The organism is Ectothiorhodospira shaposhnikovii (genome assembly GCF_022227765.1).
Taxonomy (GTDB): Bacteria; Pseudomonadota; Gammaproteobacteria; order Ectothiorhodospirales; family Ectothiorhodospiraceae; genus Ectothiorhodospira.
In genome coordinates, this window is sequence record NZ_JAJMLZ010000009.1 from 42,273 (window position 1) to 68,127 (window position 25,855).

Annotated in this window: 25 protein-coding genes and 1 tRNA gene; 9 read left to right on the forward strand and 17 right to left on the reverse strand. The window is 62.2% G+C overall.

Annotated elements, in window-relative coordinates:
• The first annotated feature begins 78 nt into the window (after nt 1–78).
• The 3 genes from trxB to aat all read left to right on the forward strand — a co-directional run bounded on the left by trxB (nt 79) and on the right by aat (nt 3,055).
• A complete protein-coding gene (gene trxB, locus LQD11_RS12855) occupies nt 79–1,029 on the forward strand; it encodes a thioredoxin-disulfide reductase (RefSeq protein ID WP_238617902.1) in 951 nt (316 codons plus the stop codon).
• A gap of 75 nt (nt 1,030–1,104) precedes the next feature.
• On the forward strand, nt 1,105–2,277 hold the full coding sequence (locus LQD11_RS12860) for a GNAT family N-acetyltransferase (RefSeq protein ID WP_238617903.1): 1,173 nt from the start codon (nt 1,105–1,107) through the stop codon (nt 2,275–2,277).
• A 34-nt stretch (nt 2,278–2,311) separates the two neighbouring features.
• Complete coding sequence (gene aat, locus LQD11_RS12865) at nt 2,312–3,055, forward strand: leucyl/phenylalanyl-tRNA--protein transferase (protein WP_238617904.1); 744 nt, start codon at nt 2,312–2,314, stop codon at nt 3,053–3,055.
• Here aat and minE read toward each other — a convergent pair whose 3' ends face one another.
• The 3 genes from minE to minC are packed head-to-tail and all read right to left on the reverse strand — an operon-like array spanning nt 3,056 to nt 4,921.
• Nucleotides 3,056–3,328: a cell division topological specificity factor MinE gene (minE, locus tag LQD11_RS12870; protein WP_008932599.1), complete on the reverse strand. Its 273-nt coding sequence runs from the start codon at nt 3,326–3,328 to the stop codon at nt 3,056–3,058.
• The gene (gene minD, locus LQD11_RS12875) at nt 3,328–4,137 is read right to left on the reverse strand and encodes a septum site-determining protein MinD (RefSeq protein ID WP_238617905.1); all 810 of its coding nucleotides are present in this window, start codon (nt 4,135–4,137) and stop codon (nt 3,328–3,330) included. The genes minE and minD overlap by 1 nt, the downstream gene beginning before the upstream one ends.
• 28 nt (nt 4,138–4,165) lie before the next feature.
• Entirely contained in the window at nt 4,166–4,921 is a 756-nt protein-coding gene (gene minC / locus LQD11_RS12880) for a septum site-determining protein MinC (RefSeq protein WP_238617906.1), read from the reverse strand.
• Between the two features lie 229 nt (nt 4,922–5,150).
• On the opposite strand from minC, the gene LQD11_RS12885 reads away from it, so the two are divergent.
• From LQD11_RS12885 to LQD11_RS12900, 4 genes are all read left to right on the forward strand, one after another.
• The gene (locus LQD11_RS12885) at nt 5,151–6,521 is read left to right on the forward strand and encodes an NAD(P)/FAD-dependent oxidoreductase (protein WP_238617907.1); all 1,371 of its coding nucleotides are present in this window, start codon (nt 5,151–5,153) and stop codon (nt 6,519–6,521) included.
• A 46-nt stretch (nt 6,522–6,567) separates the two neighbouring features.
• Nucleotides 6,568–7,017, forward strand: coding sequence for a hypothetical protein (locus tag LQD11_RS12890; RefSeq protein ID WP_238617908.1), 450 nt, complete (start codon nt 6,568–6,570; stop codon nt 7,015–7,017).
• Between the two features lie 75 nt (nt 7,018–7,092).
• Nucleotides 7,093–7,521 (forward strand): secondary thiamine-phosphate synthase enzyme YjbQ, encoded by a 429-nt coding sequence (locus LQD11_RS12895; protein WP_238617909.1) that lies wholly within the window; start codon nt 7,093–7,095, stop codon nt 7,519–7,521.
• 5 nt (nt 7,522–7,526) lie between these two features.
• Complete coding sequence (locus tag LQD11_RS12900) at nt 7,527–8,819, forward strand: RuBisCO large subunit C-terminal-like domain-containing protein (RefSeq protein ID WP_238617910.1); 1,293 nt, start codon at nt 7,527–7,529, stop codon at nt 8,817–8,819.
• Here LQD11_RS12900 and LQD11_RS12905 read toward each other — a convergent pair.
• The 14 genes from LQD11_RS12905 to LQD11_RS12970 all read right to left on the reverse strand — a co-directional run bounded on the left by LQD11_RS12905 (nt 8,813) and on the right by LQD11_RS12970 (nt 23,878).
• On the reverse strand, nt 8,813–10,393 hold the full coding sequence (locus LQD11_RS12905) for a methyl-accepting chemotaxis protein (protein WP_238617911.1): 1,581 nt from the start codon (nt 10,391–10,393) through the stop codon (nt 8,813–8,815). The two genes, LQD11_RS12900 and LQD11_RS12905, sit on opposite strands and share 7 nt — an antisense overlap.
• A gap of 57 nt (nt 10,394–10,450) precedes the next feature.
• A complete protein-coding gene (locus LQD11_RS12910) occupies nt 10,451–12,031 on the reverse strand; it encodes a methyl-accepting chemotaxis protein (RefSeq protein WP_238617912.1) in 1,581 nt (526 codons plus the stop codon).
• A gap of 108 nt (nt 12,032–12,139) precedes the next feature.
• Nucleotides 12,140–12,715 (reverse strand): NnrU family protein, encoded by a 576-nt coding sequence (locus tag LQD11_RS12915; protein ID WP_238617913.1) that lies wholly within the window; start codon nt 12,713–12,715, stop codon nt 12,140–12,142.
• 69 nt (nt 12,716–12,784) lie between these two features.
• On the reverse strand, nt 12,785–14,431 hold the full coding sequence (locus LQD11_RS12920) for a DUF342 domain-containing protein (RefSeq protein WP_238617914.1): 1,647 nt from the start codon (nt 14,429–14,431) through the stop codon (nt 12,785–12,787).
• 109 nt (nt 14,432–14,540) lie between these two features.
• Nucleotides 14,541–15,617: a protein-glutamate methylesterase/protein-glutamine glutaminase gene (locus LQD11_RS12925; protein WP_238617915.1), complete on the reverse strand. Its 1,077-nt coding sequence runs from the start codon at nt 15,615–15,617 to the stop codon at nt 14,541–14,543.
• A gap of 73 nt (nt 15,618–15,690) precedes the next feature.
• Nucleotides 15,691–16,515, reverse strand: coding sequence for a CheR family methyltransferase (locus LQD11_RS12930; RefSeq protein ID WP_238617916.1), 825 nt, complete (start codon nt 16,513–16,515; stop codon nt 15,691–15,693).
• Between the two features lie 24 nt (nt 16,516–16,539).
• A complete protein-coding gene (locus tag LQD11_RS12935; protein ID WP_238617917.1) occupies nt 16,540–17,106 on the reverse strand; it encodes a chemotaxis protein CheW in 567 nt (188 codons plus the stop codon).
• Nucleotides 17,107–17,115: 9 nt separating this feature from the next.
• The gene (locus LQD11_RS12940; RefSeq protein WP_238617918.1) at nt 17,116–18,774 is read right to left on the reverse strand and encodes a methyl-accepting chemotaxis protein; all 1,659 of its coding nucleotides are present in this window, start codon (nt 18,772–18,774) and stop codon (nt 17,116–17,118) included.
• Complete coding sequence (locus LQD11_RS12945; protein ID WP_238617919.1) at nt 18,758–20,977, reverse strand: chemotaxis protein CheA; 2,220 nt, start codon at nt 20,975–20,977, stop codon at nt 18,758–18,760. The genes LQD11_RS12940 and LQD11_RS12945 overlap by 17 nt, the downstream gene beginning before the upstream one ends.
• Nucleotides 20,974–21,315: an STAS domain-containing protein gene (locus tag LQD11_RS12950; protein ID WP_338081492.1), complete on the reverse strand. Its 342-nt coding sequence runs from the start codon at nt 21,313–21,315 to the stop codon at nt 20,974–20,976. The genes LQD11_RS12945 and LQD11_RS12950 overlap by 4 nt, the downstream gene beginning before the upstream one ends.
• Before the next feature lie 53 nt (nt 21,316–21,368).
• Nucleotides 21,369–21,737, reverse strand: coding sequence for a response regulator (locus LQD11_RS12955; protein ID WP_238617921.1), 369 nt, complete (start codon nt 21,735–21,737; stop codon nt 21,369–21,371).
• Nucleotides 21,738–21,751: 14 nt separating this feature from the next.
• A complete protein-coding gene (locus LQD11_RS12960; protein ID WP_238617922.1) occupies nt 21,752–22,924 on the reverse strand; it encodes a methyl-accepting chemotaxis protein in 1,173 nt (390 codons plus the stop codon).
• Nucleotides 22,925–23,374: 450 nt separating this feature from the next.
• Nucleotides 23,375–23,689, reverse strand: coding sequence for a quaternary ammonium compound efflux SMR transporter SugE (gene sugE, locus LQD11_RS12965; RefSeq protein WP_238617992.1), 315 nt, complete (start codon nt 23,687–23,689; stop codon nt 23,375–23,377).
• A gap of 101 nt (nt 23,690–23,790) precedes the next feature.
• A tRNA-Ser gene (locus LQD11_RS12970) sits at nt 23,791–23,878 on the reverse strand.
• 229 nt (nt 23,879–24,107) lie between these two features.
• On the opposite strand from LQD11_RS12970, the gene LQD11_RS12975 reads away from it, so the two are divergent.
• Both LQD11_RS12975 and LQD11_RS12980 read left to right on the forward strand, forming a co-directional pair.
• Nucleotides 24,108–24,779, forward strand: coding sequence for a Bax inhibitor-1/YccA family protein (locus LQD11_RS12975; protein WP_238617923.1), 672 nt, complete (start codon nt 24,108–24,110; stop codon nt 24,777–24,779).
• 105 nt (nt 24,780–24,884) lie between these two features.
• A complete protein-coding gene (locus LQD11_RS12980) occupies nt 24,885–25,853 on the forward strand; it encodes a 2-hydroxyacid dehydrogenase (protein WP_238617924.1) in 969 nt (322 codons plus the stop codon).
• The last annotated feature ends 2 nt before the right edge of the window (nt 25,854–25,855 follow it).

Here is a 25,855-nt window from a genome sequence, read left to right on the forward strand (position 1 = left end):
CGCCGCCGGGGCTTCAAAGTAGATTAGGCGGCTCGGATTTTGACCGCATCCTTCATTTCCCCAGGAGAACCGTTTCCCATGACTGCCCCCAGACACTGCCGCCTGCTCATTCTCGGCTCCGGCCCCGCCGGATATACCGCTGCAGTGTACGCTGCCCGTGCCAACCTCAAGCCGGTCATGATCACCGGTCTGCAGCAGGGTGGCCAGCTCACCACCACCACGGAAGTGGACAACTGGCCCGGGGACGACCAGGGGGTACAGGGGCCGGAACTCATGGAGCGGATGAAACGCCACGCGGAACGCTTCAATACCGAGATCATCTTCGATCACATCCATACAGCCGACCTGAAGCAGCGTCCCTTCACCCTCACCGGCGATACCGGCACCTATACCTGTGATGCCCTCATCATCGCCACCGGGGCCTCGGCCATGTACCTGGGGCTGCCCTCCGAGGAGGCCTTCAAGGGCCGGGGCGTCTCCGCCTGCGCCACCTGTGACGGTTTTTTCTATCGCGGCCAGAAGGTGGCGGTGATCGGCGGCGGCAACACCGCCGTGGAAGAGGCCCTGTACCTGTCCAACATCGCCGAGCATGTCACCCTGGTGCACCGTCGGGACAAGTTGCGGGCGGAGAAGATCATGCAGGATCATCTGTTCGAGAAGGAACGCCAGGGCAAGGTGAGCATCGAGTGGAATCATGTGCTGGACGAGGTCCTGGGCGACAATCTGGGCGTGACCGGCATGCGAATCAAGGACGTGCAGTCCGGGCAGACCCGGGATGTGGCGCTGCAGGGGATCTTCATCGCCATCGGCCACAAGCCCAATACCGACCTATTTCAGGGCCAGCTGGAGATGAACAATGGATACATTCGGGTGAAAAGTGGTCTGGATGGTAATGCCACGGCCACCAGTGTGCCGGGGGTGTTTGCCGCCGGGGATGTGATGGACCATGTCTATCGTCAGGCGGTGACCTCGGCCGGTTCCGGCTGCATGGCGGCCCTGGATGCGGAGCGTTTCCTGGAAGGCGGTTGAGGGTGCCGCGGGCGCGGCCCTCCACGGGGAATGCTTCACCCGCATGGTAGGCCCATTCCACTCGGAGGCTTCATCATGGATCACCCGGGCGTGCTGGAATGCCGCATCAGCGATGACCTGTCCGCCCTTCCCGCCGCCGAGTGGGATGCCCTGGGCGGGCGGGATGAGCCCTTCCTCAGCCATGCCTTCCTCTGTGCCCTGGAACGCCATGACTGCCTGGGCAGCCGGTTCGGCTGGTATCCCCGGCATGTCACCCTGCACCAGCCGGGCGGTGAACTGGTCGCCGCCCTGCCCCTCTACATCAAGACCAACAACTACGGCGAGTTCGTCTTCGACTGGGCCTGGGAACAGGCCTGGCGCCAGTCAGGACTGAACTACTACCCCAAACTGGTCTGCTCGATCCCCTATACCCCGGCCACCGGCACCCGCCTGCTGGTCCACCCCGACCATGACCGGAAGGCCCTGCAACAGGTACTGATCCAGCAGGCCATCGAGCTGACCCATGCGGGCGAGTTGTCCGGACTGCATGTGCTGTTCCCGGAACACGAGGACAGCCGGGCGCTGCAGGCGGCCGGCCTGACCCTGCGCATGGGCTGCCAGTATCACTGGCATAATGAGAATTACCGGGATTTCGACGATTTTATACAACGTTTCAGCGCCAAGAAACGCAAGAACGTCCGGCGTGAACGGCGCCGGGTGCAAGAACAGGGGCTGGATATCCGGGTACTGCACGGTGACGAGGTGAGCCGGGACTTGTGGGCGGTGTTCCACCACTTTTATGTGAGCACCTTCGAACGCAAGATGGGGATTCCGACCCTGAGCCTGGGCTTTTTTCAGGAAACCGGCCGCACCCTGGGACGGCAGGTGGTCATGTTCCTGGCGGAAGAGGACGGCGAACCGGTGGCGGCGGCCCTGTGCTACCGGGGCAAGGACACCCTCTACGGCCGCTACTGGGGCTGCATCCGGGATTACGATGCCCTGCATTTTGAAGCCTGTTACTACCAGGGCATCGACTACTGCATCCAACAGGGTCTGGCGAGGTTTGAGCCGGGCGCCCAGGGAGAACACAAGATCAGTCGGGGTTTTCTGCCCACCCGGACCTGGTCGGGACACTGGATTGCCCATCCGGGACTCAGGGGCGCGGTGGCCGCATTCTGTCAGCGGGAGCAGGCGGCGATGGCAATCCAGTGCGAACAGCTGATGCGCCTGTCGCCGTTCCGGGTGGAAGCGGACTCCGGCTCGGGTTAGGCTGTGCCTCGGACACCCAAAGGGATCACGGACCATGTCTGGCAACAACGATATGCATTCCCTCACCTGGCTGCACCCCGGACAGAGCGATGAGCCGTTTCCGCCGGTGGAGCGCGCCCTGCGTGAGCCCAACGGCCTGTTGGCCGCCGGCGGCGACCTGAGCCTGCCCAGGCTGCTCAATGCCTACCGTCACGGCATCTTTCCCTGGTACGAGGCGGGTCAGCCCATCCTCTGGTGGTCGCCGGACCCCCGCACCATCCTCTACCCTTCCCAGGTGAAGGTGAGCCGCAGCCTGGGCAAGGTCCTGCGCGGACATCGCTTCCAGGTGACCTTCGACCAGGCCTTCACCGATGTCATCAAGGGGTGCGCGGGCCCTCGGCGCGGGGTTCACGGCACCTGGATCACCTACGGGATGCAGCAGGCCTTCATCCAGCTGCACCATACCGGACACGCCCATTCAGTGGAGGTCTGGGAAGATGACGTACTGGTGGGAGGACTCTATGGAGTGAGCATGGGGCGGGTTTTCTTCGGTGAGTCCATGTTCAGCCAGGTGCCGGATGCCTCCAAGGTGGCCCTGGTCACCCTGTGCCGTCATCTCGATCACTGGGGATATCCGCTGCTGGACTGTCAGACCCCTTCCGAGCACCTGACCCGCATGGGAGCGATACCCATGTCACGGCAGCGCTTCACCACCCGGCTGCAGCAGCTGTGCTCGGTGCCCAGCCGCCCCGGCCCCTGGGCAGTGGAGCTGGAGCCGGGGGCCGCCACCAGGCCATGACTACCCCTGTCGTTCAGGCTCGGACAAGGTGATGTTGACCTCCAGAATCTCGCAATCGCCCTGATTTTCCAGACTCATCTGCACCGCCTCGTCCCCCACCTGAACATACTTGCGGATGACTTCCAGCAACTCCCGGTGCAAGGCCGGCAGATAGTCGGGGCCTGAGCGGTGGCTCCGCTCCCGTGCCACGATCACCTGCAGGCGTTCCTTGGCCACCTTGGCGCTGCCCTGTCGGGGTGAACGAAAGTAATTGAAAATGCCTTTCATGGCCATTAACCCCTGAACAGGCGTCCGAAGAGACCCTTCTTCTGCGTGGTGAGGAAACGGTGCGGGCGGTCTTCGCCCAGAAAACGGGCCACCGCGTCACGATAGGCCTGTCCGGCGTCGGACTCTTCGTCCAGAATCACCGGCATGCCCGCATTGGAGGCATTGAGCACCGACTGGGATTCGGGAATCACCCCCAGCATGTCGATGGACAGGATCTCGGTGACATCATCCACACTGAGCATCTCGCCCCTTTCCACCCGCTCGGGGGAATAACGGGTCAGCAGCAGCTTGGCCGGCAAGGGACCTTCGCCCCGCTCCGCCTTGCGGGTCTTGCTGGAGAGGATGCCCAGCATCCGGTCCGAGTCACGGACGCTGGAGACCTCGGGATTGGTCACCACGATGGCCTCATCGGCAAAATAGGCGGCCATCATGGCCCCCCGCTCGATGCCGGCCGGGCTGTCGCAGACGATATAGTCGAATTCCTGACTCAGCTCATCCAGCACCTTTTCCACCCCTTCCTCCGTCAGGGCGTCCTTGTCACGGGTCTGGGAGGCGGGCAGGATGAACAGGTTGTCCGTGCGCTTGTCCTTGATCAGGGCCTGGCGCAGATTGGCATCACCGTTGATCACGTTGACGAAATCATAGACCACCCGCCGCTCGCACCCCATGATGAGATCCAGGTTGCGCAGACCCACGTCAAAGTCGATGACGGCGGTTTTGTGGCCTTCCAGGGCCAGGCCGGTGGCCACGGCCGCCGAGGTCGTGGTCTTGCCGACGCCACCCTTGCCTGAGGTAATTACTACAATGCGTGCCATATAGCCTGCATCTCCTTGAAATTCTGCGCTAGATTTCCGAAATGTTGATGGTCTCGCCGGCCAGGGTCACCAGCCGGTGATCTCCCCGTTCGGCATCAAGGATATCCTCCGCGATCCGATAATGCCCGGCAATGGATACCAGTTCCGCATCCAGGCGCCGGCAGAAGATTCTTGCCCCCGTCATGCCGCGGACCCCGGCCAGGGCCTTGCCCCGCAGGGTGCCGTAAACATGGATATGCCCGTCGGCCAGCAGCTCGGCCCCCGCCGACACCGTCCCCAGGACGATCAGATCGCCCCCCCGGGCATAGACCTGCTGGCCGGAACGCACCGGCTGATTCACCACCAGCGAAGCCGTATGCAGCGCCTGCACCGGTGTCGATTCCTGATGTGCGGCGGGGGCGGGTTCGTTCGCGGGCTCGGCCTGCGGGGAAGGGGCGACACGGAGCGGTATCTCGCCCCCCTTGCCGCCCAGGACGATCAGTGGCAGCCCCACCCTGGAGGCGACGGACTGGGCCGCGGTCCCCTGCTGCAATCCGATAAGCTTGAATCCCCGCCCGCGCACGGTCTCGATCACCTGCGTCAGGGTCTCCACCGACGTGTCCGCCAGGTGCTCCAGGTCCACCAGCAGGGGCATGTCCCGCATCAGCTCGGGGGCCTCCCGCATGCGGGCATTCAGCGCCTCGTTCAGTCGATGGGTATCCGCATCATGCAGCCGAAGAATGGATACCAGGATCATGCGCCCCTTGAGTTCAATGGGCTGAATGGGACTGGGATGGGCATTCATAAAGGTCGTTCCGCAAAGCCGGGCCGCAAGGGCCCGCCGGTTATGAAGACGTGGATTTGGGATCTGGCGCATCATTGTAACGGTTCGGAGGATTCAACGCGCCGGCAACATGTTAATATACTTATAATCTATCCAATAAAGCATCGACCCAGTCGAGCAACCGCCCTGTCGGCATGCACGGAAAGTCCGTTGCGGCCGTCCACCAAGCAGGAATGGAGATGAAGCAAAGATGAGCAGCCAAGATGACAAGCACGCAAAAGACGCGGTTGAGCGTGCCCTGAAGCACTCCGGTCTCTCGCGCCGGGATTTCCTCAAGCTTTCCGGCGGTGGCGCCCTGCTGGCGGGGGCCGCCGTGGGCACCGGCGGCATGATGTATCCGGCCGCCGCCCGGGCCGTTCCCACCAACGCCCGCATCGTCATCGTCGGTGCCGGTGCCGCCGGTCTCTCCTGCGCCACCCGACTGGCCCGGGAACTGGATGGGGCGGACATCACCCTGATCGATCGCCGTCAGGACCATTATTACCAGCCCGGCCTGACCCTGGTGGGTACCGGCGTCTGGCAGACGGAAAAGCTCCTGGACCGGAACCGGCGCTACGTCCCCTCCAGTGTCAACTGGGTTCACGACATGGTCGCCGAATACGATCCGGACAACAACCGGGTGGTGACCGAAACCGGTCGCACCATCGACTATGACTTCCTCATGGTGGCCACCGGACTGCAGGTCAACTACACCGCCATTGACGGCATGTCGGAGAATCTCATCGGTCACCGGGGCGTGGGCTGCGTCTATGACAAGCCGGAACTGGCCGAGCGCACCTGGCAGGCCGTCGACCATTTCGTGAACGAGGGCGGCATCGGCCTGTTCACCCGCCCGCGGGGTGACATGAAATGCGCCGGCGCCCCGCTCAAGGTGGCCATGCTCACGGAAAGCCGCATGAAGGAACGGGGCACCCGGGATCGCGCCGAGATGCACTACCTGCCCCCCGGTACCGGCCTGTTTTCCCAGCCCCACACCGACGACTTCCTGCGCAAGAACTTCCCCGAACGGGGTATCCATATCCACTGGGATCACCCCCTCAAGGCCATCGACCCCGAGCGCAAGACCGCCACCTTTGCCACCCCCCTGGGTGACGAGACCCTGGATTACGATTTCATCCACGTGGTGCCGCCCATGAGCGCCCCCGATTCCCTGCGCAACAGTGAGCTGGCGGCCCGCGAGGTTCCCTTCACCGGTTGGCTGGAGGTGGACCGCTTCACCCTGCAGCACAAGCGCTATCCCAATGTGTTCGGTGCCGGCGACATCAACGGCGTCCCCATCGGCAAGACCGCCGCCAGCGTCAAAGCCCAGGTGCCGGTGGCGGTGGAGAACATGATCCGGACCATTCAGGGCAGTCAGCTCAACGCGGCTTACGACGGCTATACCTCCTGCCCCCTGATCACCGAGTTGGGTCAGGCCATCCTGGTGGAGTTCGATTACGACCTGAAGATGAAGCCATCCTTTCCCTTCATCAGCCCCTATCAGGAGCACTGGGTGCCCTGGGTCATGAAGGACCGCCTGTTGCTGGCCGCCTACCGGGCCATGCTCCGGGGCCGTATCTGAGGCGCCGTCATGACTTTTTCAGAACATTTTTAGAGAGGAATCGGCAATGGCATTTTCAATCCTGGGGTTATTGGCAGTGGTCCTGGAGTTCTTCCGGGGCTGGCTGTGGTTTATCGGGCTGTTCCTGCTGCTGGACTTTGCACTGACCTTCTATTTCCTCAAGCGCTCCGCGGGTTGCAAGACCTGCTGGGTCCTGCCGGCCTATGTGACCGTCGGCTTCGGGGTCTTCATCTTCGTGCTGGCCATAATCACCCTGCCGACCATCACCAAGTCCAGCTGGGCGGCCCTGTCCGGCATCGACTATCTGGCCCTGATCGGCGCCAGCATCGGCTTCGGCGCCCTGTTCGCGATCCTGGCCTTCCCCTTCATGCTGAACCTGCTGGGGATTCGTTCCAGACCCAGGCCCACCAGCCAGGCGACGCGCACCGAAACGCCCTCCCAACCCCAAGCCTCGCCTCAGCCCCAGCCCGCCATGGCGGAAAAGGTCGCGGACTGACCACCCGCTGGATATCTCGCCTCGGTCGGGTTACGCTTCGGCATCCCGACCGAGACCGAGAGCCGTCCGCCGACGATGAAGATCTCACACCACGATATCCGCCTTCGCACCGAGGCCCCCATCCAGATCATCGATGTCACCCAGCAGGTGAAGGACCTCTTCGCGGATAGCGGCATCCGCAACGGCATCTGCACCGTGATCTCCCGTCACACCACCGCCTGCGTGAATCTCAACGAGCAGGAACCCATGCTGCAGCGGGACATGCTCACCCACCTCAAGCGCCTGGTGCCCCGTGACGGCGACTACCTTCACAACGAAAACCCCGTGGACGGCCGGGACAACGCCCATTCCCATCTCATGGGACTGTTCATGAACGCCTCCGAGACCATCCCCATCGTGGACGGCGCGCTGATTTTGGGCACCTGGCAGTCCATCTTCTTCATCGAACTGGACGGTCCTCGCCCCGAGCGCCGTCTGACCGTACATTTCATGGGAACCGACTAAAGCCGATGCAGCCCGCCGACATTGAAGGTTTCTTCGCCGATCCCGCCGATCTGGATCTGGACCGCTATCTGATCCTGGACTACGAACTGGAATGCGTGGGTGACCCGCGCCTGGCGGTGGCCCACCTGTGCAGCGAACAGTCCACCGCCCAGTGGAAGCGGGTGGATGTGGACGAGGACCTGCGTCCCCGGTTCGCGGCCAAGGCGATCAAGATGGAAATACTGGAAGAGCGGGAAGCCCTGAGCTATCCGGTCACCCATGCCGCCGAAGGGCGCATTTTCGCCTGCCGGGTCCGCATCGCCCATCCCCACGAAAACTTCGGCCCCCGCATTCCCAACCTGCTGTCGGCGGTCTGCGGCGAAGGCCCGTTCTTCACCCCGGGCATCCCGCTGATCAAGCTGATGGACATCCACTTCCCCGAGGTCTTCCTCAGGGCCTTCCAGGGTCCGAAGTTCGGGGTGCAGGGGCTGCGTGACCTGCTCCATGCCCATGACCGCCCCATCTTCCTGGGCGTGATCAAACCCAACATCGGACTGCCGCCGGAGGCGTTCTCGGCGATTGCCCGCGAGGCCTGGCTGGGCGGCCTGGACATTGCCAAGGACGACGAGATGCTGGCCGATCCGGACTGGTCCCCGCTGGAGGCGCGCTGCCGCCATCTGGGCGAGGCCCGGCGCCGGGCTGAGCAGGAAACCGGCACGCCCAAGATGTACATGGCCAACATCACCGACGAGGTGGATCGTCTGACCGAGCTTCACGACATCGCCGTGACACGGGGTGCCAATGCCCTGCTGGTGAACGCCATGCCGGTGGGTCTGTCCGCGGTGCGGATGCTGCGCAAGCACACCCAGGTCCCCCTGTTCGGGCACTTTCCCTTCATTGCCGCCTTCAGCCGCCTGCCCCACTACGGCATCCACTCCCGGGTCATCACCCGGCTGCAGCGTCTGGCCGGCTATGACTCGGTGATCATGCCGGGTTTCGGGCCACGCATGATGACCAGCGACGAGGAGGTCATGGCCAATGTCCGCGCCTGCCTGGAAGACATGGGCCCCATCAAGCCCTGCCTGCCGGTGCCCGGCGGCAGCGATTCCGCCGCCACCCTGCAGCGGGTGTACGAAAAGGTGGGCAGCGTGGACTTTGGTTTCGTGCCGGGACGCGGCGTATTCGGCCATGCCATGGGTCCCCGCGGTGGTGCCGCCAGCATCCGGCAGGCCTGGGATGCCCTGGCCCGGGGGGTGCCGGTGCCGGAACAGGCCCGGCAACACCCGGAGCTGGCGGCGGCACTCAAGCAGTTTCAGTGAATCCGGTCCCAGAACTGCATTGCCAGCAATTCCAGATGCCGTGACAGGTCCGCCAGTTCACCGGCGGCCTGTTCGATCTTGAGAATGGCATCGGCGTTTTCTTCCGCGCTGTGACGGATGTTCGTGACACTGCGGTTGATGTCTTCGCTCACGGCACTTTGCTGATCCACCGCCGTGGCGATCTGGATGCTCATTTCGGTGATGGCGCCTACGCTGCGGGTAATGGCCTCCAGGGATTCGGCGGCCTCTTCCGCCTGGATCACGCAGCGCTCGGCCTGCTCCCGGCTCTGCCCCATCACCTGCACCGATGACTCGGCGCCGGCCTGGAGCTTCTCGATCATGTCCTGGATCTCCTGGGTGGACTTCTGGGTTCGCGAGGCCAGGCTGCGCACCTCATCGGCCACCACCGCAAATCCCCGCCCTTCCTCGCCGGCCCGAGCCGCCTCGATGGCCGCGTTGAGGGCCAGCAGGTTGGTCTGTTCCGCGATCCCCTGGATCACCTCCACCACCTTGCTGATCTCGTTACTGCGCGTCTGCAGGTCATGAATCACCTGGGTTGCCCGGTCCACCTCCCGGGACAGGTGACCGATGGCGGCGCCGGTTTCCACCACCAGTCGGCGCCCTGAGACGGCACCCTCATCGGCATGTTCGGCGGATTGCGCGGTATGTCGGGCACTGGATGCCACTTCCTGCACACTGGCGGACATCTGGTTGACGGCAGTGGCCACCTGTTCCGTCTCCGCCTGCTGGGCCATGATCGACTTGCGGGAGTGCTCCACGCTGGTCACCATCTCCCGGGTCTGCTCGGACAGACGCTTGGCGGCTTCCGCCACGCGCCCCACCGCCGCCCCCGTCTCGGCCGCCAGCATGCGCAGCGCAAAGTCGATCTCCCCGTATTCATCGGTGCGGCCGGTATAGACAAACTGGCAGAGCGGGTTGTGAACCACCACCCGCGCACGCTGCTGCAATCGGGCCAGGGGGGATACCCCGAACCAGGCCCATGTCCCGGCCAGCACGCCGAACCCGGCCGTTGGTGCCAGCACCTGCGCGGCCGACCCACCCGCGAAAAGCCCCATTACCCCGCCCACCGCCGCGGCGGCGAGGATCAGCATCGGCAGACGAACCCGCACCCCGGGCAACGGCCATCGGAGTGCCCGGGGCAGCCTACCGGCCATGACCTGGGCATAGACGGCTTCCGCCCGTTCCACCAGCGCCCTGTCGGGGCGGGTACGCACGGACTGGTATTCCACCACCCGGCCATCCTTGCGAATCGGGGTGACATAGGCGTTGACCCAGTAGTGATCACCGTTCTTGCAGCGGTTCTTGACCACCCCCATCCAGCTTCTGCCGGCCTTGAGCGAATCCCAAAGATTCTGGAATGCGGCCGGCGGCATGTCGGGATGGCGCAGGATATTGTGGTTCTTGTTCAGCAGTTCGGCTTCCGTATAGCCGCTGATCTCGATGAAATCCCCATTGACGTCCGTGATGATGCCCTTGAGATCGGTGGTCGAAAGAATATTGACCTGGCTGGAAAAGGTCTTCTCCCTTCCTGTGACCGGCAGATTCTTCTTCATGGCAATTCTCGGTGATGTAGTGGAGGTCGGCCCGACAAATCCGGAACGACGGCCTGCTCACTGCTTTTTGTCCCAGAAGTGCGCCGCCAGCAGTCGCAGCTCCGAGGCCAGACCGGCCACTCCCACCGCCAGCGCCTCGATACTGCGGCTGTCCCGGGCGTTGCTGTCAGCGGCCTCCCGAATGCGGGTGATGCTGCGATTGATTTCCTCGCTGACCAGACTCTGCTCGTTCACCGCCGTGGCAATCTGGGTACTCATGTCCGTGATGGACTTCACGTCACGGGTGATGGCCTCCAACGCGGCGGCGGCGTCCCGGGCCTGATTCACGCTCTTTTCCGCCTGTTGCAGGCTCTCCTGCATCACGCTCACCGAAGAACGAGCGCCTGCCTGCAGCTTCTGGATCATGGCCTGAATCTCCTGGGTGGAGTTCTGGGTCCGGGTGGCCAGGCTGCGCACCTCATCGGCCACCACGGCAAATCCCCGGCCATGCTCGCCGGCACGCGCGGCCTCGATGGCCGCGTTCAGGGCCAGCAGATTGGTCTGCTCCGCAATGCCCCGGATGACATCCAGCACGGCACTGATCTGACTGCTGCTGTGTTCCAGCGCCTGGATCACGGTCGTGGCGTGCCGCACCTCCCGGGCCAGATGCAGGATCGAGTCCTCGGTGGAGGCAACCACCTGCCGGCCGTGACTGGAATTGCCGTCCGCCACGTCCGCCGCCTCCGCGGTGCTGCGGGCATTGTGGGCAACCTCCTGGACGCTGGCGGCCATCTCGTTCACGGCTGTCGCCACCTGGTCCGTTTCCGCCTGCTGACGCAGGATCTGTGCGGTGGCAGCCTGTACGGTATCGACCATGTGATCCGCCTGGCGGGCCAGGCGGGTGGCATCGTCGGCCACCCGACCGACCGCCGCGCCCCGCTCCGATTCGAGCATGCGCAGGGCAAACTCGATTTCGCCGAACACGTCCCGTCGTCCGGTGTAGACATATTGGCCCAGGGGATTGACGGCAACGGCTCGCGCCTTGTCCCGCAGTGCCGACAGGGGCTGCAACTGCCAACCGGCCAACGCCAGTGCCAGTGCCGTGGCCGGCCCCAGCGTGAACAGGGCGATCGATACCGGCGTCCCCAGCCACAAGGCACCCAGCAGCGTCGCCATGCCGGCCAGGGCAATGCCCGTGAGCAGACGCAGATGCACGGAAATGGCGGGGAGTTTCAGGGCAATGGGGGGCTTGCCGGCCAGGATGCGGGCATAGATGTCGGTCGCCCGGCTGACCAGATCCCGTTGGGGGTGGGTCCTGACGGACTGGTACTCCTGAACCTTGCCGTTTTGCAGGATCGGCATGACGAAGGCGCTGACCCAGTAGTGATCGCCGTTCTTGCACCGGTTCTTCACCATCCCCATCCAGGCCCGTCCGGCCTTGAGGCTGGACCACAGGTCCGAAAATGCCTCGGGGGGCATCTCGGGATGACGTACGATGTTGTGATTCTTGCCCAGCAGTTCGTCTTCGGTAAAACCGCAGATGGTGATGAAGTCATCGTTGACGTAACTGATGGCGCCCTTGAGATCCGTGGTGGAAAGAATGTTGGCTTTGTCCCCGAAGGACTGTTCCCTGCCGGTGATAGGGAAGTTTTTTTTCATATCGCGAATTCGGATCCCGTAACGAAAGACAAGCTTGCAACCCGTGAAGCTCGGGGCTCCCCTTCGGCCCGGCGGGCATGGACCGGAGGGGAGAGCCGGGTCCGGGCCTTACTTGACGGGCACCCCGATCAGCCACTCGTGCAGGAAGAAGGCAAAGATCAGGTAGCCCGCCAGACCGGCCACGACCGTGATGGCGGTTCCTTTCAGGTTAGCGGCAGCAACCGTGGAACCCTGAGCCTGATCACGCTGGCGCAGGGAACGGAAGCACAGCACGGACCATACCAGGAAGGCACCGAACAGCAGGATGTCCGCCAGCATGCCGTTGGCCAGCAGATGCCCGAAGGCCCAGGCCTTGACGGCGATGACCATGGGGTGCTTCACGGCTGCCTTGATGTGATTGCCCGGCACGAAGGCCGCCGCCAGGATGATGAAGGCCAGCAGGGACAAAAGGGCCGTCACGTGGTGCAGCCAGATAGGCGGATACCAGATGACGATGGGGCTCAGCCGGGCCATGCCGTAGCCCCAGATGATGAGAATGAAGCCGATCAGGGACACCGCCCCGGCAAAGGCCATCCAGCCCTTTTCTCCCCACTGCCGAATGCGGGCACTGCGCCAATCGTCGGCAAAGATGCGCAGGGAATGAATCCCCAGAAACATCGCCAGACCAAGGATGAGTACGATCACGGTTATTCCTTCCTGTGTTGGATTTTGACGGTAAAAGCGGGGGAATTCTAACCGAATTTGCTGAAATGCTTATGCTGGGGCATGATCCAGCATCAACTCGCCTTCCCGTAGCAGGAAGACACCGCCGACCGATTCCGATTCCATGCGCCGCGGCTTGTCCCCGACCCAGACCTCCACGCCGGGATAGATCCGTTGCCTGACCAGAATGCAGGCCCCTTCGCAGCGCCCCAGCTGCGCCGTCAGGCTGTCCTTTTCCAGCCCCAGATCCCGGATATGGCCCTGGGCCTCGACCAGGGTATTGGCCGCCCGGCGCTGAAAATCCGCCGCCACCCGCTCGGGATGGTGTCTGGCGAACTGCAGACTGCGGGAGAGTTCTTCCGCCAGATGGGTCTGTTGCTCGATGCGCTGTTCCAGGGCCTGGAGTTGGTCCCGCAACTCGGGATCGGCGCCCACCACCACCTGGGTATGAGGGCCCGTGGGCGAGCCCAGCAGGAGGCATTCGATCAGTTCCCGGGCACGCACCACCCCGCCCACGATCTGGCCCTTGCGCGCCCCCGTGCCACCCACCACCACGGTATGGGCCGCACTGATCCAGCAATGGACAACCTGCTCCTGAACCACCACTTGGGCGGCCTGAACCCGCGCATTCTCCAGAAAATGGGCGCTGACCGTGCCGAGGGCCTTGAGCGATGCCGTGGGCTTGGTCTTGCCTTCCTCCTGTTCATCCGGATGCAGCTGGCCCACCACGCCGTGCCGGATCCGGATATCCCCGCCGGCCTCTAGCACGGCACCCTCCACCATGCCGTTGACGATGATGTCACCGCTGGCGGTCACCTTCATGCCGGACACCACGTCACCCCGGATCAGGACACTGCCCTCGAAGGCGAGATTGCCCGAGGAGAGATCCACTCTGTCGACCTGAAGGGATTCTTCGACCATGACACCCCGGGGCACGACCACCGGCGCACCGGCGATGGTCGCCACCAGCAGATCGGGGTCATCGGGATCGGGGGCGACATTGCGCAGTGAACCGGCAAAGGCCAGTTCCCGACCGGGCCGGGCCGGGACGATCTGACCCAGCAGGTTCGTGCCGGACGTACCCGACGTGGCGGCATGCCGACGCATCAGGGGGGTACCGGGACTGACCTGGGGCACCTCCCCCAGATCCCGGTAATCGGCCCGTCCTCGCTCATCGATATGAGGCATGCGGCGGCGGGCCTTGGGGATCAGGGATTCAAATTCCGTGTCCCGACCGTGAACCGGAGGCGTGGCCCGGGCAATGATCGCTTCCGCGGGCGCCAGGCGGCCCGCCTGCAGGGTATCGAACAGGACGGCCTCATCCAGGCCGTGGATGATGCCCTGCGCGTTGATGGCTTGGCGGACGGCGTCCTCGGAAACCGCCAGCCCACCTCTGGGAGGTGTGACACGCAAGGTGGCGGCCTGTTTGCGCGCATCCAGGGTGAGCCTGAAACTGCCGTCCATGCGGCGGGCAACGGGAAACTCCCGTCCGGCAAGCTCGGCCGCCTCATTGGCCAGGGCCTCCAGCAACAGGGACATCTCCCTTGGGTCAACGGCCCAGTCACCAAATCCGGCTTCCGCCAGGGCGGCGGTCAGCCGGGATTCATCCACCTCGTGCCGGCGCTCCGGATCAATCACGCCCACAAAAAGACGACCCGTTGCATCGTCCACGCGAAACGCCAGTCCGGCCGAAGTCATATCCTGTCCCGTCGCCATGTCTATGGAACGAGTCTTAACACTCCCAAGGCAATGTGTCCATGACCCACCAGACGTACCGGGGTGATTACCGGACGATCCCCCCCCGCACTCAGGCGCGGCGCCCCCGGCCGTGCCCGAACTCCATGATCTCATCGGGCAAGGCCTGTAACGAGACACTGCGATCCACCGCCTGCATTTTGACCGCCTCCCGGGGCATGCCGTAGACCACGCAGGATGCCTCATCCTGAGCCAGTGTGAGCGCCCCCGCCTCATGCATCTCCTTCAGCCCCCGGGCACCGTCATCCCCCATCCCGGTCATGATGATGCCCAGGGCATTGCCCCCGGCACAGCGGGCCACGGAACGAAACAGAACATCCACGGAGGGTCGGTGACGGTTCACGACCGGCCCCTGGATCACGCCGACCCGGTACTGAGCCCCACTGCGCTGCAGCAGCAGATGAAAACCGCCGGGGGCGATGAGGGCCAATCCGGGGATGACCCGATCGCCGTCCCGCGCCTCGCGAACCTCGATAGCACAAATGCCGTTCAGCCTGGCGGCAAAGGCGGCGGTGAATTTTTCCGGCATGTGCTGAACCACCACCAGACCCGGTGTGGTGCGAGGAAGGCGCGTGAGCAAGGATTCCAGGGCCTGAGTCCCCCCGGTGGAGGTACCGATGGCCACCACCTTGTCGGTGGTCTTGTACATGCCGGGGTCGTTCACGGGCATGAACGCGTCCGAGGGCGGCTTTGGAGTCCCTCCCGGCACCGGTATCGGTTTGCGCATCCGGGCATTGGCCGCGGCTCTTACCGAGCGAATCAAGGCCTCCCCGGCGTCCACCAGAAACTGCTTGAGTCCCACGGTGGGCTTGGTCACCACTTCAACGGCACCGGCGGCCATCGCCTGCATGGTCACTCGGGCGCCCTTTTCCGTCAGAGTGGAGCAGATCACGACCGGCGTGGGATGCTCGGCCATCAATTTCTTCAGAAAAGTGATGCCGTCCATCCGGGGCATCTCGATATCCAGCACCAGCACGTCAGGCCATTCCCGCTCCATCTTCTGCAAGGCGAAGATGGGATCGGCCGCGGTGCCGATCACCCGGATATCGGGCGCGGTGGACAGCACTTCGGAAAGAACCTGCCTGACGGTGGCGGAATCATCCACCACCATCACCCGGATTGTCTTCATGAGCCTCTCTCGAATCCCGGGCTGACTTCACCGGGATGGACGCACACATCGTATGTGCGAGCATTGTGTTTCATCACGCAGGGACTTTCTGATAGACCGCCGGCGCCCTCTGGATCAACTTGTGGTCGATGCCATTCAGGGTTTCGGAGTGCCCGATAAAGAGCCATCCCCCCATGCGTAGACGACGAATCACTCGATCCAGCACCTGCTGCTTGATCTCCATGGTGAAGTAGATCAGTATGTTACGCAGAAAAATGACATCAAACTCTCCCACATCGGGCAGGTTTTCATTGAGGTTCACCGGCACAAACCGTACCTTTTCACGCAGCTTCGGCTCCACCAGCAAGTGCCCCGCATACTGCCCTGTGCCCTTGAGGCAAAATGCCTTCAGGTAACGCTCGGGAATGCCATCGGTACGGGTCATCTCATAAAGCCCCCGGCGGGCCTTGGCCAGTACGCGGTGACTGATGTCGGAACCCATCACCTCCCAGCCTTGCCGGCCCAGAATGTCCGCGCAGGACATCGCCATGCTGTAGGCCTCCTCGCCGCTGGAAGCGGCGGCACTCCAAAGCCGCAGCGGCAGGGCCGAGGAACGGCTGGATCGATCCCGATAAGGAATCAGCACCTGCTGCTGAAGCCAGTCGAAATGACGCGGCTCACGGAAAAAATACGTCTCGTTGGTGGTGAGCAGATCCACCGCCAACTGGCACTCCGCGGGATGCAGTTGCAGATAACGATAATACGCGGTGAAACTGGCGACACCATGGTGGTCCAGCCGTTTGGACAGTCGCCCCTGCACCAGCGTCTTCTTGGCGGAGGACAGACTGATGCCCGCCAACTGGAAAATCAAACGCTGGAACTGGGCAAACTCGTGGTCCTTAAGTTCAACATCAGCCATGAGGACACCGTGCATATCACCAGGCTATGCCTGGCTACCCGGCTCGTGACGCCCGCCCCCGGACGGCAATGAAGGCAACTCGCCCACTTGAGACAGCAATTGCATTTCTTCAGCGGAAAGAATCTGATCCAGCTGCAAGATGATGACGAAATCCTCCCCCACCCTGCCCATGCCCTGGATGAAATCGGTGCGAATCCGCGCCCCAAAGGCCGGAGGCGGCAAGACGTCGACATCAGCGATCTCAAGCACTTCGTTGACTGCGTCCACCACCAGCCCCAGCACATGGGTTTCATCCTGAGCATCCGCCAGCTCAATCAGAACGATGCAGGTACGTCGATTGATCTGGCTGACGCTCTTGCCGAAGCGACGTGCCAGATCAATGACGGGCACCACGGCCCCTCGCAAATTGATCACGCCGCGAATGAAGTCCGGCACCATGGGTACGGAGGTCACCTTGTCATATTCGATGATCTCCTTGATATGCAAAATGCCGATCGCATAGACATCCCCCTTGAGCATGAACGATAGATATTGCCTGAGGACGTCTCCCGCCGGATCAGCGGACGGCTCCCTGGGTTTGAGTGCCTTCATCGTGCCCTCCTAAAAACGCACGAACTCGTTTTCGTCGACCGGTTTTTCCAGATCCCGGCCGTGACGGAAATCACTATGCCGAGGCGGCTTGCCTGACGAAGCGGTCACGGGGCGGTCGCTCTTGCGCGGGGTCTGGATACGAGTCCGCCGGTCATCATCCAGGCGGAAGAAGCCCATACTGCTCTGCAGTTCCTCCGCCTGACTGCTCATTTCCTCGGCGGTGGCTGAAAGCTCTTCCGAGGCGGCGGCACTTTGCTGAGCCACCGTATTGAGCTGGGTAATGGCCATGTTGATCTGGCTCACGCCGCTGGCCTGCTCCTCGGAAGCAGAACAGATCTCCTGCACCAGATCGGAGGTGCGGGTGATGGACGGCACCATTTCCTCCAGCAAACGTCCCGCCCGCTCGGCCATGTCCACCGAGTTGCCGGCCAGTTCGCCGATTTCACGAGCCGCCACCTGACTGCGCTCGGCCAGTTTTCTCACCTCGGTGGCCACCACGGCAAACCCCTTGCCGTGGTCACCCGCCCGGGCTGCCTCAATGGCGGCATTGAGCGCCAGAAGATTGGTCTGATACGCGATGTCATCGATGATGCCGATCTTGTCGGCGATGCTCTTCATTGCAATCACCGTTTTCTTGACCGCCTCGCCTCCCTCGACGGCCTCCTGGGCCGCCTTGCCGGCCACGCCATCGGTGACCCGGGCATTTTCCGTGTTTTGACTGATCGAGGCACTCATCTGCTCCACCGAGGCACTGGTCTCCTCAAGACTGCTGGCCTGCTCCGTGGCGCCCTGGCTGACTGACTGGGCCGTGCTGCTGACCTGCTCCGAAGCCGATGCCAGGCCGTCCGCGGCGCCCCGCACCTCGGAGATGACCTGGGAAAGCTTCTCCACCATCCGGCCCATGGCCGTGAGCACCTGACCGGTTTCATCCCGGGGCTGGGGCGCAATGTGGACCCGCATGTCCCCTTCCGCGAGCTGATTGGCAATGCCGACCGCGCGACGCAGGGGACCGGAAATGATGTGGGCTATGAAAAAACCCAGGGCCAATCCGACCAGGACACTGGCAACGATCAGGACGGAAGTGAACAGGAGCGTATTTTGATGGATGCCGTTCGCGGCCAGACTCAGCTGCTCGGCGTTGGACTCCTTGATGTTGCTGAGCTGGGTCAGCAGTTGGTCCAACTCATCCCCGAGCGGTCGTAATTCCCGGCTGACAAACTGCCTTGCGGCCAGTTGTTGCTGTTCATCAGCGTCCATCACCATCGCCACCAACGTATCGATCATTCGTGCCCGCTCGGCGGTCAGGCTATCGTAACGGGCAAACAACTGCCGTGACTCATCGGTGTAAAACAATCCGCGAGCCAACTGGATATGGGCGGACTCCTGGGCACCAAAGGCCCGGATGTTCTGGACATGACGCTGGCGTTCCGCCGGTGTATCCGCGAGCAGCAGGTTGCGTATGGCCCGGCTGCCGTTCAGCAACTGGACGTTGGCCTCCTTGATCTCGGAGATCCCGCGCAGTTCAACCTCATACATCTGATCCGCAAGCGCGTCGATGCGGTTCATGTTGCTGATTCCTATCCACCCGACCGTGGCGGTAATCAGCGCCATCAGGATGAAGGCTGAAATCAGCTTTACACCTACCCGTAGATTATTGAACCAAGCCATGTGTCCTGCTCCCATTGTCATCAGTGCGAGAACCGTTGCGGCCCCGTCTCTCATCCCTCAGCGCCAGGTCCATGAGCCCTGACACATCCAGCACCAGCGCCACCTCTCCGGACCCAAGGATGGTGGACCCGGAAACCCCCGGCAGACCCGAAAAAAGAGACCCCAAAGGCTTGATGACCGCTTGCAGCTGTCCCTTGAGCTCATCCACCAACAGACCTGCCTTGCGTCCCGCCCAATGCAACACCACCACATTTCGGCGGCGGCCGCGCGGCCCCTGAAGACGGAAGAGTTCCGCCAGCCGCAACAGCGGCAGGATCTCGCCCCGCAGACTGAGCTGGTTATCACCCCTGGCCTCCGCAATGGGCGGCAGTTCCAGACACTCCAGCACCGTATCCAGCGGTACCACGTAATCGTTACCCGCGACCCTGACCAGAAATCCATCGATGATGGCCAGCGACAGGGGCAACCGCATGCGAAATGTCGTGCCTTCTCCCGGACGGGTTTCAATCTCGACGCTCCCTCTCAAGGCATCGATGTCGCGGCGGACCACATCCATGCCCACTCCGCGGCCGGACAGATTGCTGACCTCCTGGGCGGTGGAAAAACCCGGCTCAAAAATCAGACGCCATACCGCGTCGTCGTCCAGTTCCTTGTCCTCCGGGATCAGCCCCCGCTTGCGGGCCTTGGTCAGGATGCGTTCCCGATCCAGCCCTCCGCCGTCATCGGAAACCTCCACCAGGACACAGCCCGCCTCGTGGAAGGCATTCAGTCGTACCTGCCCCTGATCAGGCTTTCCTCTGGCCCTGCGCTGTTCCGGAGATTCGATACCGTGATCCACGGCATTGCGAATCAGGTGGGTCAGCGGATCGGAAAGACGTTCCACCACGGTCTTGTCCAATTGGGTATCCGCGCCGTGAATGACCAACTCGATATCCTTGCCGCTTTCCTTGCACACATCGCGGACCACGCGCCTGAAACGGTTGAAGGTTTCGCCGATTTCCACCATGCGCAGGTTCATGGCACTGTCACGTATTTCATCCACCAGACGTGCCACCTCGTAGATGGACTCCATCAGCACGCTGTCCTGGGTATCCTTTGACTGGACACGCAAGCCGGCGGTGGCAATGACCAGTTCACCGACTTGATCGATCAAAAGATCCAGCTTGTCCGCCCGGACCCTGAGCAGGCGGGTATCCTGAGTCTGCCGCTTGCGTACTTCCTGCTGGCGATCCAGCGCGACGGCAACGACTTCCGGCTGGATGCATTGTTCCCTGACCAGGGCTTCACCCAGCAAGGGCGGGTTCGTCGATTGACTGGCCTGCAGATCCAGCACATGATCCAGTTCCCGCCGGGTAATGGCACCGCAACCCACCAGAATCTCCCCCAGACGGTGGACACCTTCAGGCAGGGATTCCATGAGTTTCCGGAAGTCCTCCAAACGACTACCCGGAGGCAGGATGCGGATCTGACTGTCCTCGCGAACAAAATCGAAGACACCTTCCAGCCTCGCCTTGTCCACTCCACTGCGCAAACGAATCTCGAATCCCAGATAGCACTGCTCCGGATCCATCTCCGCAGCCGGAGGAATGGCATCGGTCAAGGTAAACAGGTGGACGATCTCACCCATCGTGGTGAGGTAATGAATGAAGGAAAGAGGGTCCATGCCGTTGCGCAGGACATCCGGACCAAAACGCAAGGACAGGTGCCAGACGTCATCCTCGCTGCCTCCGTTCCGCCCCAGGTTGACCACCGGATCTTCCAGGACCAGCGGGGCGACTCCGGCGCCGGGGGACGGGTCGGCGTCCGGCTCCCCGTGTCCCAGGTAATGCGCCAACCGGGCGACCAGGTCTGCCCCCTGATCGAGGGTGGCACCGTCCGGTGGTTCATCCCTCTCCACGGCATCAATGAGGTTTTCAATATGATCCCGACAATCCATGAACAGGGCAATGAGCACGGAATCCATGGGCAGGGGACCATCCCTGACCCGGTCCAGAACACTTTCGGCATGGTGGGTGAAGGCAACGATCACCTCCAGACCGAACAGTCCGGCGGAACCCTTGATGGTATGAGCCGCCCGAAACAGGGCGTTGATGGCTTCCGCGTCCGCCGGCGACTGCTTGAGAATGCGCAGGGATTCTTCCATCTCCTCCAGCAGTCCCCGCGCCTCCGCCAGAAAGGTCGGCAATGCATCGGACAGACTCATGAGCGATCTCCATGCCTGCCATGACCATGGGGGATGAACATGGGGTCACCCAATTGACCGGCCAGGTTATACAGATCCAGTACGGCCAGCACGGATGGACTGTGATCGGAGAGTGTCAGGTGACGTCCCGTCGCCTGGGCTTCCTTCTTGATCAGAATGAGCAATTGGGCGCCGGTGGTATCCATGTCGGTGACCTTGGCCAGGCTCACCGTCACCTCTTCAAAATCATGCAGGATCTCCATGAATTTCTGCTTGATCTCCATGGCATGATAAATGGTCATCTCCCCTTCCATCCTCAGGAGACAATGCCCAGCGTCCTGTTCCAATATCATTTCCATGTGCGGCAGCCCTCCCGGCCAGTATTCTCCGACGCCTTCCGAATCGGACGGCGTCAGGGACCCATGAGTTTTGCCACTGCGTCCAGCATCTGATTCGGCTGAAAGGGCTTGACAATCCAGGCCTTCGCGCCGGCTTCCTTGCCGGCGGACTTTTTCGCGTCCCCGGCCTCCGTGGTCAACATGATGACAGGGGTGAACCGACACTCCGGACGAGCCTTGAATTCCTTCAGGAAACTGATGCCGTCCATCCCCGGCATATTCACGTCACTGATCACCAGATTGACTTTCCCGCCACTGAGTTTGGAAAGGGCATCCCGACCATCAGACGCTTCTATGACGGTATAACCGGCCCCTCTCAGCGTCATACCGACTACTTGCCGTATTGAGGCAGAGTCATCAACAATCATGACAGTCTTTCCCATGGCCTTGATATCTCCTAGAAAAAAGTCACTTCAGTGGGTGCCGGCGAGCGGGATTTTCGTCCGTGGTGATTGCTCAATTGCTCAGGCGTGGTATATCCCTGCTCCAGCGCGGAAAGCCATTTCTGCATATCCACCTGATCACAGTCACCGGCCTTGATGCGAGATGCAAGCTGTTCCATGTCCGCAACGACATGATTGAGGATCTGGGAGACTCGGTCCTGGAATTGCAAGGACACGATGACGCCACAGACCTCTTCACGCACCTCGTCACTTTCCGTGCGCAGTAACCGGGTGGAAGCCTCAAGACCTTCTGTGACTTTCTGATAACGGTCCATCACCGAACGGATTGAACGTTCAGCCTGTTCAACCAGTTGCTTGTCCTGAGTGGAGAAGGTTTCAGCAGCCTTGCGGGTTTCGTGAATAGCGGCGTTCACGGCGTGGACCTTCTCGGCAATGCTGCGACCGGCGGTTCCCGACTGGGAAGACAGGGCACGTACCTCGTCGGCAACCACCGCAAACCCTCGCCCCTGCTCTCCGGCTCGCGCGGCTTCGATCGCCGCGTTCAAGGCCAGCAGATTGGTCTGAGAGGCCACGGCGGATACGGAATCGGCCATGCCTTCCATTTCCTTGGTGAAATCAGCCAGATCGCTGATCCTTGCCAACAGAACCTTCTTGGTCTCCAGGGCCTTGAAGAGCGTCTGCAGTACCTGATCCAATTCCTGACGACAACTACCCAGTGTGCCGAGCACACTCTCCCCTTGATGACCATGGTGATCATGAGAGGATTCCAAGGCGTGAGTCAGACGCTGATTGATATCATCAAAGCGACGTGCCAGATCGTTAACGGCAGTCTCGGTGTGAGTGCGAGCAGAATCAACCTGGCGCCCCCAGATGGGAACCACCGAGGCACAGAGCTTTTCCACGCGCGACAAATCCCGAGAATCCTGTATCCGCGGGGCATTCGCCTGAATTTCCTTGAGATTGGCCGCCTCGGCCTTCACAAGCCTGGATAGCCAACTAAAGAGCGCCCAGGATGTCAGGAGCGAAATCAGAAAAAGGAATAAAAGCGCCCAGAGAACGAAGGGACCATCCCCTAACAAGGCAAGGAGAAAACCGCCAAGACCACCGGTGAGTGCCGGCATCAAAGCCATCCATTTTCCTTGAACACCAGACACATCCATAGTCATAGGATTCTCCGGATGAGCTCAAGGCAAGACGCCCGTCCCTTGAGCTGAAAACCAAAACACAACAAGCATCACCAACACCGAAAATCATGCAAACGCCTGACGGCCGGCGTCAAAAAAACACAGCGGCGAGCCTCAATGATGCGCACCAGCCACCATGCCTGCGTCTATCCAATACAGAAAAAACCATAAACCGTCAACATTTGGTGCCCGGAAATTCATTTAAGAAAGGCGTTGTCATCCCCCCTCGCTGCTGTCTCCCTCACCCTCTCCCTCACTCGCTACGCCATCCTCTCCCTCACCCTCTACGTCACTCCCGCGAAAGCGGGAGTCCAGTATTCTCAGTCCGTTACTGGATTCTCGCTTTGGATTCCCGCCTGCGCGGGAATGACTGATTCATTCGCAAGCACGACTGCTTCAGAAGATGAAAATCCACTTCATCCTTCCGCTTGTTCATCCGGCCAATTTAAGCCCCACCAGGCCAGCGACGATCAGCAGCACACTCAACACCCGCAGCAGGGACAGGGTCTCGCCGTAGTAAAGAATGCCGAGAATGAAAGTGCCGACCACACCGATGCCCACCCAGATGGCGTAGGCCGTGCCCACCGGGATGGTCTTCATGGCCTGAGCCAACAGCCAAAAGCTGGCGGACATGGCCGTCAGGGTCACCACACTGGGCCACAGACGGGTAAAGCCTTCGCTGGCCTTGAGGCCGATGGCCCAGACCACTTCGAGCAAGCCGGCGATGATGAGGGCAAGCCACGCCATGTTCATGATGGAATCTCCACGAATCGGCGGGGTCGTCCCCGGGTTTGGCAGGCACACGCAGGTCGTCCTGCGCGGATAAATGATGTTTTAAATCAAGGGGATGGCGGAAGGGGTGGGATTCGAACCCACGGACGGTCGCCCGTCGCTGGTTTTCAAGACCAGTGCAATCGACCACTCTGCCACCCTTCCGCGGGGATGCCTTGCAGGCGAGGGGTCTTCAAGCGGGCTAGTTTAACCGTCCGGAGAAAAAGCGACAACTCGGGTAGCGGACGCACGGGAACAAGGCAAGAGACCTGCCGGTCTCAGATTCCGGCGACCATCGCCGGTTTTGATCCCGGGACGCCAATCAAGTACCTTAGCGCCATCACGGACACACTTGATGTTCGTCATTCCATCCCGTCAAAGAGGAGCATCCACCATGTCAACCGAGCGCGTCACCGCCGTCAGCCGTCCGGCCGAGGGCGTCCTGGCCACCAACAAGGTCATCCGCAACACCTACATGCTGCTGTCCATGACCCTGGCCTTCAGTGCCGTGATGGCCTTTGTCGCCATGGCCGTGGGTGCCCGGCCGGTTCACTGGCTGTTCATGCTGGCCTTCTTCATCGGCTTTCCCTTCCTGATCAATTATCTGCGCAACAGCATCTGGAGCTTGCCGCTGGTGTTCGTGTTCACCGGCGTGATGGGGTACATCCTGGGCCCCATCGTGGGCATGTATCTGAGTCTGCCCAATGGTCCGGGCGTGGTGGGTGGCGCGCTGGCCAGCACGGCGCTGGTGTTCGTGGGCCTGTCCGCCTATGCACTGATCACCCGCAAGGACTTCAGCTTCCTGGGCGGCTTCGTGTTCGTGGGCTTCCTGGTGGTCCTGGCGGCCATCGTGGCCAATCTGTTCCTGGCCATTCCGGCCCTGTCCCTGGCCATTTCCTCGGCCGTGGTGCTGTTGGTGTCGGCCGCCATCCTGTGGGACACCAGCCGCATGGTGCACGACGGCGAGGCCAACTATGTGGTGATGACGGTCTCCCTGTTCGCCAACATCTACGTGCTGTTCCTGCACCTGATGAACCTGTTTGCCATGCTCACCGGCGATAACTGATCGCCGTTCGAGCCGTTGCGGACATGTGACCGAAGGCCCCGGGCATCGCCCCGGGGCCTTCTTGCGTCAAGCCTTGCCTGAAACCCCACGAATGGAACGGTGAACATGCAGATCGAACACGGCGTTTTCCTGGACCTGGAAACCCTGGATCGGGGCGACCTGGATCTCTCCCCCCTGAAGCATGCCCTGCCCCACTGGACTTTCCATGACTACACCACGCCGGCACAGGTGACCGAGCGGATCCGGGATGCCCAGGTGGTCATCACCAACAAGGTGGTGCTGGACCGGCAGGCCCTGTTCGCCGCGCCGTGGCTGAAACTGGTCTGCCTGGCGGCCACGGGCACCAACAACGTGGATCTGGAAGCCGCCGCCGAACGGGGCATTGTGGTCTGCAATGTGAGGGACTATGCCACCGCCTCCGTGGTACAGCATGTCTTTGCCCTGATCCTGGCGCTGACCGTCCGCCTGGACGCCTACCAGCGGGATGTCCGGGAAGGACGCTGGCATGCCAGTCGTCAGTTCTGCATCCTCGACCATCCCATCCGTGAGCTGGCGGGACGCCGACTGGGGATCATCGGCCACGGGGTGCTGGGACGGGCCACCGCCGATGCCGCAAGGGCCTTCGGCCTGGAGGTGCTGGTGGCGGAGAGTCTGCGGGGCGATCCAGCGCAGCCGGGGCGTCTGCCGCTGGATGATGTACTGGCCGACGCGGACATCATCAGTCTGCACTGCCCGCTCACGCCCCGGACCGAGCGGCTCATGAATGCCGAGCGTCTGGCCCGGATGAAGCCGGATGCCCTGCTGATCAACACGGCCCGGGGTGCGGTGGTGGATAACCAGGCCCTGGCTCAAGCCCTGCGGGAGAAACGACTGGGCGGGGCGGGCATCGACGTACTGGAACAGGAGCCGCCCCCGGCGGATCACCCGCTGCTGGCGGGAGACATCCCGAATCTGATCGTGACGCCCCATGTGGCCTGGGCGGCGGTGGAGGCCCGGCAGCGGATGGTGGATGCGCTGGCGCGAAACATTGCCGGTTTTGTGACCGGCGACATCATCAATCAGGTGAACGGGTGAGG